This window comes from Marinobacter antarcticus (assembly GCF_011049865.1).
Lineage (GTDB): Bacteria > Pseudomonadota > Gammaproteobacteria > Pseudomonadales > Oleiphilaceae > Marinobacter > Marinobacter antarcticus_A.
In genome coordinates, this window is sequence record NZ_DRGY01000112.1 from 1 (window position 1) to 13,977 (window position 13,977).

14 protein-coding genes and 1 tRNA gene are annotated in these 13,977 nt (G+C 55.5%); 2 read left to right on the forward strand and 13 right to left on the reverse strand.

The annotated features are described in order from the left end of the window. The 10 genes from ENI00_RS13905 to ENI00_RS13950 form a co-directional block, all read right to left on the reverse strand. Positions 1 to 651: sugar nucleotide-binding protein (locus tag ENI00_RS13905; protein ID WP_304103601.1), on the reverse strand; the 651-nt coding region annotated here is incomplete at its 3' end. Between the two features lie 26 nt (positions 652 to 677). Further along, complete coding sequence (alr, locus tag ENI00_RS13910; RefSeq protein WP_304103603.1) at positions 678 to 1,775, reverse strand: alanine racemase; 1,098 nt, start codon at positions 1,773 to 1,775, stop codon at positions 678 to 680. Next, positions 1,775 to 3,181, reverse strand: coding sequence for a replicative DNA helicase (gene dnaB, locus ENI00_RS13915; RefSeq protein WP_304103607.1), 1,407 nt, complete (start codon positions 3,179 to 3,181; stop codon positions 1,775 to 1,777). The genes alr and dnaB overlap by 1 nt, the downstream gene beginning before the upstream one ends. Positions 3,182 to 3,362: 181 nt before the next feature. Beyond that, positions 3,363 to 3,809 (reverse strand): 50S ribosomal protein L9, encoded by a 447-nt coding sequence (gene rplI, locus ENI00_RS13920; protein ID WP_304103610.1) that lies wholly within the window; start codon positions 3,807 to 3,809, stop codon positions 3,363 to 3,365. Positions 3,810 to 3,829: 20 nt separating this feature from the next. Then, complete coding sequence (locus tag ENI00_RS13925; RefSeq protein ID WP_304103612.1) at positions 3,830 to 4,696, reverse strand: hypothetical protein; 867 nt, start codon at positions 4,694 to 4,696, stop codon at positions 3,830 to 3,832. Positions 4,697 to 4,722: 26 nt separating this feature from the next. Further along, positions 4,723 to 4,953, reverse strand: coding sequence for a 30S ribosomal protein S18 (gene rpsR, locus ENI00_RS13930; RefSeq protein ID WP_071264330.1), 231 nt, complete (start codon positions 4,951 to 4,953; stop codon positions 4,723 to 4,725). Between the two features lie 25 nt (positions 4,954 to 4,978). Beyond that, positions 4,979 to 5,443, reverse strand: coding sequence for a 30S ribosomal protein S6 (gene rpsF / locus ENI00_RS13935; protein ID WP_304103619.1), 465 nt, complete (start codon positions 5,441 to 5,443; stop codon positions 4,979 to 4,981). A gap of 229 nt (positions 5,444 to 5,672) precedes the next feature. Continuing rightward, the gene (gene rlmB / locus ENI00_RS13940) at positions 5,673 to 6,410 is read right to left on the reverse strand and encodes a 23S rRNA (guanosine(2251)-2'-O)-methyltransferase RlmB (protein WP_304103622.1); all 738 of its coding nucleotides are present in this window, start codon (positions 6,408 to 6,410) and stop codon (positions 5,673 to 5,675) included. Between the two features lie 15 nt (positions 6,411 to 6,425). Continuing rightward, positions 6,426 to 8,891 (reverse strand): ribonuclease R, encoded by a 2,466-nt coding sequence (gene rnr / locus ENI00_RS13945; protein ID WP_304103626.1) that lies wholly within the window; start codon positions 8,889 to 8,891, stop codon positions 6,426 to 6,428. Then, entirely contained in the window at positions 8,875 to 9,069 is a 195-nt protein-coding gene (locus tag ENI00_RS13950) for a hypothetical protein (protein WP_304103629.1), read from the reverse strand. Before ENI00_RS13950 ends, rnr begins: the two co-directional genes overlap by 17 nt. 75 nt (positions 9,070 to 9,144) lie before the next feature. On the opposite strand from ENI00_RS13950, the gene ENI00_RS13955 reads away from it, so the two are divergent. Then, positions 9,145 to 9,231: transfer RNA gene (locus ENI00_RS13955), tRNA-Leu, on the forward strand. 176 nt (positions 9,232 to 9,407) lie between these two features. On the opposite strand, the gene ENI00_RS13960 is transcribed toward ENI00_RS13955, so the two are convergent. The 3 genes from ENI00_RS13960 to mpl all read right to left on the reverse strand — a co-directional run bounded on the left by ENI00_RS13960 (position 9,408) and on the right by mpl (position 12,695). Further along, positions 9,408 to 10,547 carry an acyl-CoA dehydrogenase family protein gene (locus tag ENI00_RS13960; RefSeq protein ID WP_304103631.1) on the reverse strand — a complete coding sequence of 380 codons (1,140 nt, stop codon included), beginning with the start codon at positions 10,545 to 10,547 and terminating at the stop codon, positions 9,408 to 9,410. A gap of 112 nt (positions 10,548 to 10,659) precedes the next feature. Next, positions 10,660 to 11,304, reverse strand: a complete 645-nt coding sequence (locus ENI00_RS13965; RefSeq protein ID WP_304103634.1) for a flavin prenyltransferase UbiX — start codon at positions 11,302 to 11,304, stop codon at positions 10,660 to 10,662. Further along, positions 11,301 to 12,695 (reverse strand): UDP-N-acetylmuramate:L-alanyl-gamma-D-glutamyl-meso-diaminopimelate ligase, encoded by a 1,395-nt coding sequence (gene mpl, locus ENI00_RS13970; RefSeq protein WP_304103637.1) that lies wholly within the window; start codon positions 12,693 to 12,695, stop codon positions 11,301 to 11,303. The genes ENI00_RS13965 and mpl overlap by 4 nt, the downstream gene beginning before the upstream one ends. Before the next feature lie 155 nt (positions 12,696 to 12,850). On the opposite strand from mpl, the gene ENI00_RS13975 reads away from it, so the two are divergent. Continuing rightward, positions 12,851 to 13,977, forward strand: a 1,127-nt coding sequence (locus ENI00_RS13975; protein WP_304103640.1) for a 6-phosphofructokinase, incomplete at its 3' end; no start/stop codon positions are given.

Genomic DNA, 13,977 nt, shown 5'->3' on the forward strand with positions numbered 1-13,977 from the left:
CTCATACAGACTGATCTCTTCTGCGCCGGCATACTGAAATGTACCCCACACCTCGGTGCCACAGTCCAACTGCTGGATAATGGCGGTTATTACCCGTGCAAGGTCTTTCATGGACACCGGCTGGCCTATACACCGTCCGGGCAGTGACAGGGCCTCATCGAAGGCTGTGCTGGCCTGAACCTTCCGGATAAAACGACTCAGGCTCCAGCCGGTGCGCAAAATGATGTGCCTGGGTAAAAGCGTGCGCAACGCCTGTTCACACTCCCACTGCCAGTTGCCCAACTCATTGACGGGATGGCCGGGGTTCGACGTAATGTAACCACTCTGCTTACGACCATCAAACACATAGCACGACGATAACTGGAACAACGCCATGCCTCTGTCGCGGGCAAACTCCGCAATGGCTAATGGCAGGGAGAATGCCGCTTTATGTGTTCCCTCCGGATCTCGTTCTGCAACTTCGGGATCTGCCAGCCACAATGCATTGACGATGAGATCGGTGTCTTCCGGAATCCAGCTCTCCAGCGCACTGAGATTAGCGCTGACAAGGTCGCTGACCAGCAGAGGACTGATATCCAGAGAGGTCTCCCTGAGCCGCTCAAGAAGAATTTTCCCCAATGGACCGTAATCGTGAACAACAAGGACATGCACTGGCGCTCAATACCTCCGGATAAAATTCATGCTAAGTGCTTCAGATAGTTACGTGGCACCCGGCGGGTGATGCCCGTTAGTAGCTCATAAGAAATTGTACCTGCACAGGAAGCCACTTCATCCACGCCCACCGTCCTCCCCCACAGCTCCACGCTATCGCCGGCCCTGGCGGCTGGAGCATCACTCAGATCTACCGCCAGCATATCCATAGAGACACGCCCAATCAGTCGAATTCTTCGTCCGCCAATTGCCGCGGGCGTGCCAGTGCCGGCGTGACGGGGATAACCGTCTCCGTAGCCAACAGCAACCATGCCCATAGGCGTGTCTTGATCAGCAATCCAGGCGCCACCGTAACCAACGGTCTCACCGGCCTTTACTACCCGCGTTGTAATGAGCGGCGCCTCCAGGCTCATAACGGGTTCAAGACCCAACTCCGGGCCCGTCTTGCCAATAATCGGTGATCCGCCGTAGAGCATGATACCCGGGCGACTCCAATCAAACAGCGGTTGGCCGGGAATAAAATGGGCCGCAGAATTACCCACGCTCCTCATCAATTCCGGCCAGGACGAAGTTGCGGCTTCAAAGGTCGTCGTCTGGGTTGCGGTCATTGGGCTGTTGCTGTCATCAGCGCAGGCAAAGTGGCTGACGAACCCCAACAACCGACTGTCAGCGCCCAACTTTTCCAGCCTTGCCATCACGGCATGCAGATCGTCAGGCCGGAAACCCAAACGGTTCATGCCGGTATTGATCTTCAACCAGAACCTGGGAAAGTCGCCGCTTCTTTCAAACCTTGCCAACCAGTCAAGCTGATGCTCACTGTGCAGCACGGGTTCAAAATGTCGACGCTCGCAATCACCCAGGTCATCACAGGCGTGCACCCCCTGCAGAAGTACGACGGGCTGGGAGATACCCGCCGCGCGAATAGCCTCCGCCTCTTCAATGCAGGCAACGGCGTATTTGGGCGCAACATCTGCCAGAGCCAAGGCCACCTGCGCAATACCGTGGCCATAACCATCAGCCTTTACAACCGCCATAGCCGCTGCACTTCCGGCTCGCGCACACGCAGTGCGGTAGTTGTTGCGCAAGGCCTCCAGATCAATGTAAGCCGTTGTCTGGCGAGGCATCAGTAATCACCACCGTAATCGCTGTAGTCACCGTGAGCCAGGTCTTCAAATTTCGTGTATTTGCCGATAAACGCCAGGCGAATGGTTCCAATGGGGCCATTACGCTGCTTACCGATAATAATTTCGGCAATGCCTTTATCCGGCGTGTCCTCGTTATACACCTCATCCCGATACACAAACATGATGACGTCTGCGTCCTGCTCAATCGCGCCGGATTCGCGCAGATCGGAGTTGATCGGGCGTTTATTCGGGCGTTGCTCAAGGCTGCGGTTAAGCTGCGAAAGCGCAACCACCGGGCAACTGAGCTCTTTGGCAATACCCTTCAATGACCGGGAAATTTCAGAGATTTCCGATGTCCGGCCTTCTGTATTTCCCGGCACCCGCATCAACTGCAGATAGTCCACCATGATCAGGCCGATTTTCCCGTCGTTCTCCCGGGCAATCCGACGGGCGCGAGAACGCAGTTCCGTAGGGCTCAGTCCGGGCGTGTCATCAATATACAAAGGCTTGTCTTTAAGCAGGCTGACAGCGGAGGTCAGCCGCGGCCAGTCGTCCTCTTCCAGCTTGCCGCCACGCACCTTGCTCTGATCAATCCGCCCAAGAGACGAGAGCATACGCATGGCCAGCGCGTCTGCCGGCATTTCCATGCTGAAAACCAGAACCGGCGTACCGGTGCTTATCAACGCATTTTCAACAATGTTCATGGCAAACGAGGTTTTACCCATAGACGGGCGACCGGCCACAATGATCAAGTCAGCAGGCTGCATGCCAGACGTTTGCTCATCCAGATCCTTGAAGCCCGTGGTCAGTCCGGTCGTTTGCTCACCAGACTCAAACAGCTCTTCTATGCGGCTCAGGGTTTTGGTCAGAATAGGGTTGATAGATTGAGGGCCTGAGCCCTCCTTAACCCTGGACTCGGCAATCTGAAAAACGTTGCGCTCGGCTTCGTCAAGAATCTCATTGCTGTTGCGGCCCTGGGGATTAAACGCAGAGTCTGCAATTTTCCCAGAAACTTCAACAAGTTGCCTGAGGACCGAGCGCTCTCGAACGATGTCGGCGTAGGCACGAATGTTGGCCGCACCCGGTGTCTTTTCAGCCAGTTCGGCAAGGTACGACAACCCGCCGGCATCTTCAATATCTCCGGCACGTGTCAGAAACTCAGCCAGAGTGACCACGTCGAGCGGCTCGTTCTCACTGGCCAGGCGTTCAACCGCGCCAAAAATCAACCGGTGATCCTGACGATAGAAATCGACAGCCGAGATGATCTCGGTAATTTCATCAAAGCGCCGGTTATCCAGCATCAACCCACCGAGCACAGCTTGCTCTGCTTCCAGGGAATGGGGAGGCACCTTGATGCGGCTGGTTTCCTGATCGGTACTCGCGGATTTCAGATTAGGCTTCGCCATGAACACATCTTCAGTTGAGCGTCATAACCACGACAATTCAAGTAGCATGTCGCAGCAATGGGAGGGGGTTACCGGAAGCTAACAGCATACCAGAAAGCAACAGGCCCGAAAGCCGTATTAAACGGTTCGGGCCTGTCGGGTTTGCCGGGATACGCCCAGCACTGCTTTCAGAGAAAGCAGGTTACGCGGCAACAACCGCCAGCGTAATCGTTACTTCAACATCAGAGTGCAAGTGAAGCTCGACCTGGTACTCACCGGTCGCCCGCAGAGGGCCTTCCGGTAGACGAACTTCGCTCTTCTCAACATCGGTACCAGCAGCCGTGATTACGTCTGCAATATCACGAACACCGATAGAGCCGAACAGTTTACCCTCATCACCTGCTTTGGAGGAGACCGTGAAGGATGCACCTTCCAAAGCCTCAGCGCGAGTCTGAGCCGTTGCCAACTTGTCGGCGGCCGCTTTCTCAAGCTCAGCGCGACGCTCTTCGAACGCCTTCAGATTTGCTTCAGTGGCAGGCGCAGCCTTGCCGTACGGAAGCAGGTAATTACGGCCGTAACCGGATTTCACTTTTACCTTGTCGCCCAGGGAGCCAAGGTTTGCAACTTTCTCGAGCAGAATAACTTCCATCTCGTTAACCTCTTCGTGCTTTATTCAGCCGATCCGGCGGGCTTTATACGACCCCGGATGTTCAGCCAGCTATCCACAAAAGCCAAAACCACTAACAGAATCATCAGACTTGGGCCCAGGAGCACCAATGCAACGTAGAACATGACCAGCCACTGGGTATTCAGCCCTTTACGAGCAACAACGCCATGAATCAGCGCCAGCCCCGCTAAAAACAGCGGGGTTCCGGCTACCCAAGCCAGCAACATGGAATTCAGTCCGATAAACGGACCTACAACCATGGTGACGACAAAAATCACTGCAAACGCGGGTGACAATATCAAACCTTGGAATTCCGTGCGGAAACCGCCAGGATTATACAATCCCGCCTGCCACGATCTTGCCAACATTGTCATGCCCACGCCTGCGGCAAGATAACTGCCCGCCATGCTGGCATTCATAGTGTCTCGTATAACCGTTTCGAGATCGCTCCCGAGCGTGCGAGCCACTTCAGCATTGTACTGCTCGTAAAAACCGACCCCGGCGCGAACCAGTTCGTCCAACAAACCGGGATACATCATGGGCAACACAAGTCCCATGACAATCGCCAGAAAGCTACCTCCGAGGAGGGCTCTTTCCCAGGACAGAGTTGCTCTAAGCAGTGACGCCATCAGCATCACGTGCAACAAAACTGCCAAAGCTGTCGGATCACCTCCAAACACGCTCCAGCCAAGTGCCGGGAGCAGTGCCCAGAGACCAATCGTGAGCCCCTGGCTGATGCCGAGCCTGAGAATAACCAGGCCGACAACCGCTGCGCCAATCCAGAATAACAAAGGCACTGCAGTTGTGACTGCTGCTACCCCGCTGGCCTGGAGGGGACCGCGCATTACAAATTTCGCCAGTGCACGCATGGTCCCAAGTCCTGTTTATCTGTTACTTAGTTATCGTGGCTATCCGAGTACGGCAACAGTGCCAGGAAGCGAGCGCGCTTGATAGCGGTCGCCAATTGGCGCTGGTAACGTGCTTTTGTGCCGGTAATCCGGCTGGGCACGATTTTGCCAGTTTCAGTAATGTAGCCTTTCAAGGTGTCCAGATCCTTGTAATCGATCTCTTTAACACCTTCCGCCGTGAAACGGCAGAACTTACGACGTCTGAAAAAACGAGCCATAACGTAACTCCTCAACTCCGGTTAATTACTCTTCTTCGTCCTGGGTTTCAGCTTTCTGACCGTCGTCTTGACTGTCGTCTTGACGGTTATCCTGACGATCGTCTTGACGGTCATCGGATTCAGCTGAACGACGCGGACGGTCTTCTCCACCAGAACGACGGTCCTCACGGGACTCAGCGGCTTTCATCGGAGAGATATCAACAACGGACTCATCGCGACGCAGAATCAGGTCACGGATAATGGCGTCGTTGAACCGGAAGTTGTGAGTCAGCTCGTCCATCGCGACTTGTGAACATTCTACGTTCATCAGCACGTAGTGAGCTTTGTGAATCTTGTTGATCGGGTAAGCCATATGACGGCGACCCCAATCTTCCAAGCGATGTACCTTGCCGCCATCTTCAGTGATGACGCCGGTATAGCGCTCGATCATCGCGGGCACTTGCTCGCTCTGATCCGGGTGTACCATAAACACGATTTCGTAGTGACGCATGAGTTCTCCCTACGGTTTGGGCAGCTTTCCTAATTCGCGGACGTGCCGGGAAGAAAGAAAGCAAGGAGGTAGCAGCCTGAGCCGCCGGTTTTTTTGCTTTATCAATAAGGCTTTACAAGAAAGGCTTGATCAAAAGCGAGGCGCCGCATACCTGTTAAAGGCAATACAAAACCTTCCCCTTAAAATAGGGGAGCCATATTCTAGGCGGACGCAGCCTTCTGTGCAAGGGTTAACCAAGACGCTGGCGCAGGGCCTCGTACAAACAGACGCCGGTCGCAACAGAAACGTTGAGACTGTCTACCTGGCCCAGCATAGGGATATTGATGAGCTGATCGCAGTGTTCACGCGTGAGCCGACGCATGCCCGCGCCCTCGGCGCCCATGACTAACGCAACCGGACCCTTGAAATCTGCCTGGTACAGAGTCACCTCCGCCTCTCCGGCAGCGCCAATCAGCCACACGCCCTGATCCTTCAGGGTGCGAAGAAAACGAGCCAGATTGGTCACGCGCACGAAAGGCACGGATTCCGCCGCACCGCACGCCACTTTTCTGGCCACGGCCGTCAGAGACGCGGATTTATCTTTAGGCGCAATAACGGCTTGAACGCCTACGGCGTCACAGGTGCGCATGCACGCGCCAAGGTTATGAGGATCCGTTACGCCGTCCAATACCAGCAAAAACGGCGGCTTGTCGCTTCCCGCAAGCTGGGCCAGGAGATCGTCCTCTGTCCACTCACGGCTTGCTTCAACCTCTGCGACGACACCCTGATGAACGCCACCAACGCGCTCATCGAGCTCTCGGCGATGGACAATTTCCCATCGAACACCGAGCTCATCCAGGGCGCTGGTGATGCTCTTTACCCGCTTATCTTGCCGGCCGGTCTGAATCCAGACCCGCTGCAACCTTCCCGACTCGCGCTTGAGAACGGCCTCAACCGCGTGCCAGCCAAACACAAATTCTTCGGACACGGATTAAGCTTCCTATTATTTGTCTGATTTGCGGGATTTTCGCGGCTTGCCGGCACCGGTTGACTTGCGAGGCCCCCGCTTCGGCTTTTTACTCGCCTCACGAGCAGCCTCGTTTGCCAACTGGGCTTTTGCACTGGCCGGCTTGGCAGGTTTTCCCGTCTTTCCTGTTTTCTCGCGCTTACTGTTTTTACCCCGAGGATCGCGCTTGGCCACACTCAGCGCATCAAGATCAGCTTGACGGCGCGTTGGCTCACTCACCAACTCCAGATCAATTTTGCGATCTTCAAGACCAACCCGCATCACACGAACACGCACTTCATCACCCAAGCGGAAGCTGATCGCCGTCCGCTCGCCAATAAGCCGGTGTTTTGCCGAATCATGATGGAAGTAGTCACCGTTGAGTGTGGAGACATGCACCAGGCCCTCAATGTAAACATCGGCCAGCTCAACAAAGAATCCGAAGGGCACAACAGAGGCGATAACACCGTCAAACTCTTCACCTACGTGATCCTTGAGGAACTCGCACTTGAGCCACGCCATAACATCACGAGTGGCGTCATCTGCGCGTCGCTCGGTCATCGAAACGTGCTCGCCCAACTTCGCCATACGGGCGTAATCGTATGGGTACTCTACCAATTCGGGATCGGAGACACGGGGTGATACCACATCTTTCGTTACCTCAGGATTGTGAATCCGGGATTTGATAGCCCGATGGACAATCAGATCCGGGTAGCGACGAATGGGGGAGGTAAAATGGGCATAGCTCGGAAAACCAAGGCCGAAGTGACCGCTCTCCTCCGGGCTGTAAACGGCTTGGCTCAGCGAGCGCAACATGACCGTCTGGATCACGTTGGCATCGGGCCTGTCGGTTATCTGGGACAACAACGCCTGATAATCCGCCGACGTCGGTTCGTCGCCGCCACCCAACTGCAAGCCCAGCTCACCCAGGAACAGGCGCACCGAGTTAAGTCGATCCACAGAGGGGCCATCGTGCACCCGGTAAAGCGCTGGCATCTTGTGTTTTTTCAAAAAGCGCGCAGCCGCCACGTTGGCACACAGCATGCACTCTTCCACAATCTTGTGCGCGTCATTGCGGTGTACCGGCACAATCTCTTCTATTTTGCGCTCGGCATCGAAAACAATGCGGGTCTCCGTGGTTTCGAAGTCAATAGCACCGCGTTCGGTTCGGGCTTTGCGCAGCAGTTTATAAAGGTCGTACAGATTATGCAGGTGCGGCAACACATCCGCATACTGAGCAGACAACCGGTAGCCCGGCTCGGAATCTGGTCGTTCCAGCATGTCGCTGACCTTGTTGTAGGTCAGCCGGGCATGGCTGCGCATGACCGCTTGGTAAAACGTGTAGCCACTGATGTTACCCGCCGCGCTGATGGTCATGTCGGCCACCATGCACAAACGGTCGACATCAGGATTCAGGGAGCACAAGCCATTGGACAGCTTCTCTGGAAGCATGGGCACCACGTGATCCGGGAAGTACACCGAGTTGCCCCGCTGCAAGGCTTCTTCGTCAAGGGGGGAGCCGGTGCGTACGTAGTGCGACACGTCTGCTATCGCCACCACAAGCCGATAGGCGCCGCGGCCCCGGGGCTCGCAAAAAATGGCATCGTCAAAATCCCGGGCCGTTTCTGCATCAATGGTGACCAGTCGCATATTGCGAATATCGACGCGGTTTGCCTTGTCTTTCTCAGCGACTTCGCCCGGAATCGAGGCCGCTTGCGCACCGACCTCTGTCGGCCAGCTGTGGGGTATATCGTAGGAGCGAATAGCCACGTCGATCTCCATCCCCGGGGCCATATGCTCCCCCAGAATTTCAACTATTTTACCGGTGGGCTTGGCGCGCATTGTGGGCTGCCGAAGAATGTCGACAACCACGTACTGACCATGGCAAGCCTCACCCACGTGCTCTTCCGGCACCAGCACTTCGTGGTTGATACGTGCGTTCTCGGGTACCACGTAGGCAATGCCGCTTTCGTTGAAGAAACGCCCCACTGTCTGATGGGTGCGGTGTTCTATCACATCCACCACCACGCCTTCACGACGGCCCCGATCATCGACCTTGTCGACGCGGGCTGCTACCCGGTCACCGTGAAAAACCATGCGCATCTGGCGCGCGGTGAGAAACAGGTCCGACCCGCCGTCGTCAGGGACCAGAAAGCCGAAACCATCTCTGTGGCCAATCACTCGACCGCTGACCAGGTCTGCCTCTTCAATCGGAAGATAGGCGTCCCGGCGGTTACAAATAAGCTGACCGTCCCGACACATGGCAATCAGGCGACGCCTGAGCGCTTCAATACCTTCCGGAGATGCCTGGCCCAGCTCGGAACACAAGGTTTCGTGTGTTGCCGGTGCCCCCCGCTCCTTCAGGTGCGCGAGAATGAATTCGCGGCTCTGTATCGGGTTGTCATAATTTTGAGCCTCACGGCCAGCGTGGGGGTCTTTGGGGTTTTTATTCCTGGAAACCATTCGGATCCTTGTTCAATACTGCGCCAAAATAGCGCTGTTCACATTCATTTACGGTATAGTATACGTTGGTACGGATCGACTGCCTAACAACCCACTCTTTATAGGCATAAATACCTGCCGTCAGCGCCATGAAAAAACGTTTGACAGCTTCAGTGGGAATTATTAAAGTACGCGCCATCAGATGAGCCTAAACGTCATCTTTAGCAGAAATGCCCAGTTTTCAATAAACTAGTGGCAAACCTGCGAATCACCTGCCGAGGTGGTGAAATTGGTAGACACGCTAGCTTCAGGTGCTAGTGCTCGCAAGGGCGTGGAGGTTCAAGTCCTCTCCTCGGCACCATTTCTCTCTCTGAGAAATGTGACTCCCCAAAAAGTATGAATACAAACCGTGTTGCTTACTCAAATCACGGCACACAACCCTTTCTCCCGGCTTGTCGATTACGCTCTGCGTGTGAGTTCATAAAAAAGCCCCGGAGACGCGTCCGAGGCTTCTGTTCAATGCACGTTTACAGCGGCTTAAAATGCGCGCGCAACGATCTCCTTCATGATCTCATTGGTTCCGCCGTAGATGCGCTGAACCCGTGAATCTGCCCAGGCGCGGGCAATCGGGTATTCCCACATATAGCCATAGCCACCGTGCAACTGCACGCACTCGTCCATAACCCTGCACTGCAAATCGGTTGTATATTGCTTCAACATCGCGGCAGTTGGTATGTCGAGTTTTTTATCCAGATGAAGCTCCAGGCACCGATCGGTGAACACCCGGGCCGCGGTAATTTCGGCTTTCATCTCAGCCATTTTGAAGCGGGTGTTCTGAAATTTTATCACCGGTTTGCCGAATGCCTTGCGCTCCTTGACGTAATCAAGCGTCCACTGCCAAGCTGCTTCTGCGGCGGCCACAGCGGTAAGGCCAATCTGCAGGCGTTCGGCAGGAAGCTCCTGCATCAGTTGAAAGAATCCCTGTCCTTCCATAGAGCCCAACAGGTGGGTAACCGGAACTTTTACGTCCTGAAAAAACAGCTCGGAGGTATCCTGGGCTTTCATGCCCACTTTGTTCAGATTCTGGCCTTTCTCAAAACCTTCCCACTTGGTTTCAACCAGCAGAAGACTTATGCCTTTCGCGCCTTCTTTCGGGTCGGTTTTGGCGACAACGATCACCAGATCTGCCATCTGGCCGTTGGTGATAAACGTTTTTGAACCGTTCAGAATGTAATGATCGCCATCTTTCAACGCGGTGGTCTTTACGCCCTGGAGGTCGGAGCCTGCGCCCGGTTCGCTCATGGCGATGGCCGTGATGATTTCACCCGAGGCCATTTTTGGCAGATAGTGCTTTTTCAGCTCTTCCGAGCCGTAATTCAGAATGTAGGGCGCAACAATATCGGAATGCAGAGTCCAGCCAATACCAGACAGCCCGGCCCGTGAAATCTCCTCCATCACAACCGCGCTGTAACGGAAATCAGCGCCAACCCCGCCGTACTCTTCAGGCATGGTGGGGCACAAGAAACCCAGCTCACCGGCTTTTTGCCAAAGCTCACGACTGACCTGACCATCCTTTTCCCACTGCTCGTGGTGTGGCGAAGCTTCCTGCTCCAGAAATTTTCGGACGGAATCCCGAAAGCCATCAAGATCAGCATCGAAGAGCGTACGTGGAATCATGGCAAACCTCAGTCAGTGAACGGTGTCGTAATGAACGTTCACCAAGTCTCTGCTGGCAGGCAGGTTTGCTCAATAGTGAAAACCATCAATCGTGCTGGCCAAAACCATCGCCTCAATCGCGTTTTGCGTTGACTCGGGCCTCACCCCAACGGGGCATAAGGTCCTGAGGCAGGTCCAGGTGATCGAGAATACGGGCGACAATAAAGTCCACAAGATCCGACACCGTAGCGGGCCGATGATAGAACCCCGGGCTGGCCGGCATGATAACGGCGCCCATGCGAGTGAGCTTCAGCATGTTCTCCAGATGCACCTCGGAATAAGGCGCCTCGCGGGGCACCAGAATCAGTTGGCGCCGCTCTTTGAGCGCCACATCGCCCGCGCGTTCAATCAGGTTATTGCTGGCACCGGTGGCCAACGCGGACAGAGTTCCCGTGCTGCATGGGCAAACCACTAACGGCGCTTTTTCGCCAGAACCCGAGGCGGGCGGTGAAAACCAGTCTTCACGGCCAAACACCAGCACCTGGCCGGGCTCGGCAGACGCATACTCAGACAGGGTTTTTTGCATGGCCGGCGGTGTTCCCGGCAGTTTCAGATCGGTCTCCGTGGCAATGACGATTTGCGCGGCCTTGCTGATCATCACATTCACCCGGCAGCCGGCAGCCACCAGGCACTGCAGAAGTCGCAAACCGTACTGCGCGCCAGAGGCGCCGGTAAACGCCAGATTAATCATTCTGACTGTCGCCAGTGGAGAGGTCATAATTTTCGATGCTCAAGTTCTGCTATGAGTTTGCCGTGAATGCCGCCAAAGCCGCCGTTGCTCATGATAACGATATGGCTGGGACCGGACAGATTCGCCAAAACACGATCAATCAACGCTTCTACGGTCGATTCAACCCTGTGCTGCGCGGATTCCGGGTTGTCCTCCTGCCAGGCCGATACCAGCTCTGGCAACCAATCCGTATCACTGAGATTGGCCCAGTAAACCGTGTCTGCCAGAGCGGCACTCGGTAATAACGTGTGCTGGTGAACGCCCTGCTTCATGGTGTTGGATCGGGGTTCGATAAGGGCGATGACGGGCTCTTTACCGACCTGATTGCGCAGGCCGTCCAGGGTGGTCGCTATCGCCGTCGGGTGGTGAGCGAAATCGTCGTAAACCTTTACGCCATCAATGTCTGCCAGCAACTCCATACGGCGCTTCACCCCGGAGAACCGGCACAGGGCGGCGATCGCATGATCCGGTGTTACGCCTACATGCTTTGCCGCCGCAATCGCTGCCAAGGCATTGCGCACGTTATGCAGGCCGGTCTGGCGCCACTTCACCACCGCAACCGGTTGTTCGTGATGAATTACCATGAATTGGCTGCCATCGGCACTCAGCAGCTCCGCACGCCAGTCTGCCGGGCCCGGTATCTCGCTGCCAATCGCAGCGTTCTGAACCTGGCTCCAGCAGCCCATGGCCAGCGCCTTATCGAGGTGAGCATCCAGGCTCGGGCGAATAATCAGCCCCTGAGACGGAACGGTGCGCACCAGATGATGAAACTGACGTTCAATCGCTTCTACGTTTTCGAAGATGTCCGCATGATCAAACTCAAGGTTGTTCAGGATCAGAGTGTGAGGTCGGTAATGGACAAATTTGGAGCGCTTGTCGAAAAACGCGCTGTCGTATTCGTCGGCTTCTATGACGAAAAAATCGCTGTTTCCGAGACTGGCCGAAACCGGAAAGTCTTTCGGCACGCCGCCCACAAGATAACCCGGCGCAAGCCCGGCCTGTTCCAGAATCCAGAGCAACATAGCCGTGGTGGTGGTTTTGCCGTGGGTGCCCGCAACCGCTAAAACCCAACGATGCCGGAGCACTTCCCTGGCCAGCCACTCGGGGCCGGACATGTAATCGATGTTGCGGTTGAGCACCGCTTCCACCTCGGGGTTACCCCGGGACATGGCGTTGCCAATAAGTACCAGGTCAGGTTGAGGCTTGAGGTGGTCCGTACTGAAGCCTTCCATCAGGCTGATGCCCTGCGCCTCTAGCTGAGTACTCATGGGCGGATAAACGCCCTGATCGGAGCCGGTAACCGTGTGGCCAAGCTCCCTTGCCAGAACAGCCAGACTGCCCATAAACGTGCCACAGACTCCCAGAATATGAATGTGCATTCGCCAACCACCCTCTCCATTGAAACCCGACAAGCCTCCCGTATCCGCCCCACCTCGTCAAGAGCGACACTATTCGCATTTCCCGCCATGAAAATCGTCAGCATTTGTCGTATCATCTGCGCCATTGTCGAATCAGCAGGAGGCTCCACCCCGAGATGGCCATCAAGAACGCATTCTACGCTCAGTCCGGCGGTGTTACCGCCGTTATCAACGCCAGTGCCTGCGCGGTCATTCAGACCGCTCGAAAGCACCCGGACAAAATCGGCAAAGTTTTTGCCGGGCGCAACGGCATTCTGGGTGCCCTGCACGAAGAATTGATTGATACGAGTCTCGAAACCGATGAGGCCATTCACGCGTTGATTCACACCCCCGGCGGTGCGTTCGGGTCTTGTCGTCACAAGCTGAAAAATATTTCTGAAAACCGTCGGGAATATGAGCGCCTTATTGAAGTGTTCCGCGCCCACGACATCGGCTACTTCTTTTACAACGGTGGCGGGGACTCCCAGGACACGGCCTACAAAATTTCGCAGATTGGCGAGAAAATGGGCTATCCCATTACCTGCATCGGCATTCCCAAAACCGTCGACAACGACCTGCCCTTTACAGATTGCTGCCCGGGTTTTGGCTCCGTGGCCAAGTACATTGCCACCTCTACTCTGGAAGCCAGCCTGGATATCAAATCCATGTGCGAAACCTCCACCAAGGTATTCATTCTTGAAGTCATGGGGCGCCATGCCGGTTGGATTGCCGCTTCCGGTGGCCTTGCGGGACAAGGCGAAGGCGAACCACCGCACATTATCCTGTTTCCGGAAATTCCGTTTAACCGCGATGCGTTTCTGGCGCGCGTTGAGTTCTGCGTGAAAGAGTATGGCTACTGCGTAGTGGTCGCGTCTGAAGGCGCCCAATACGAAGACGGCCGTTTTCTGGCAGACGCCGGCGCAAAGGATGCCTTTGGCCACACCCAGCTCGGCGGCGTAGCACCGGCACTTGCGAACATGGTCAAACAAGCACTGGGACACAAATACCACTGGGCAGTTGCAGACTATCTCCAGCGCAGCGCCCGCCACATTGCCTCGGCAACCGACGTTGAGCAGGCTTATGCGGTTGGCAAGGCCGCCGTGGAAATGGCGTTGAACGGCAAACAGGCCGTTATGCCGATTATTGTGCGCGAGCAGGCAAAACCGTACCGCTGGACAATTGGCGAGGCCCCGCTGAGCGAAGTGGCCAACCAGGAAAAGAAAATGCCGATACATTTCATCACGGACGATGGTTTCGGAATCAC

Coding starts and splice junctions, on each gene's coding strand:
- alr (WP_304103603.1), bottom strand. CDS start 1,775: ATGCCTCGCCAGACAACGGCTTACATTGATCTGGAGGCCTTGCGCAAC.
- dnaB (WP_304103607.1), bottom strand. CDS start 3,181: ATGGCGAAGCCTAATCTGAAATCCGCGAGTACCGATCAGGAAACCAGC.
- rplI (WP_304103610.1), bottom strand. CDS start 3,809: ATGGAAGTTATTCTGCTCGAGAAAGTTGCAAACCTTGGCTCCCTGGGC.
- ENI00_RS13925 (WP_304103612.1), bottom strand. CDS start 4,696: ATGCGTGCACTGGCGAAATTTGTAATGCGCGGTCCCCTCCAGGCCAGC.
- rpsR (WP_071264330.1), bottom strand. CDS start 4,953: ATGGCTCGTTTTTTCAGACGTCGTAAGTTCTGCCGTTTCACGGCGGAA.
- rpsF (WP_304103619.1), bottom strand. CDS start 5,443: ATGCGTCACTACGAAATCGTGTTTATGGTACACCCGGATCAGAGCGAG.
- rnr (WP_304103626.1), bottom strand. CDS start 8,891: ATGGTTTCCAGGAATAAAAACCCCAAAGACCCCCACGCTGGCCGTGAG.
- ENI00_RS13950 (WP_304103629.1), bottom strand. CDS start 9,069: ATGGCGCGTACTTTAATAATTCCCACTGAAGCTGTCAAACGTTTTTTC.
- ENI00_RS13960 (WP_304103631.1), bottom strand. CDS start 10,547: ATGATTCCACGTACGCTCTTCGATGCTGATCTTGATGGCTTTCGGGAT.
- ENI00_RS13965 (WP_304103634.1), bottom strand. CDS start 11,304: ATGACCTCTCCACTGGCGACAGTCAGAATGATTAATCTGGCGTTTACC.
- mpl (WP_304103637.1), bottom strand. CDS start 12,695: ATGCACATTCATATTCTGGGAGTCTGTGGCACGTTTATGGGCAGTCTG.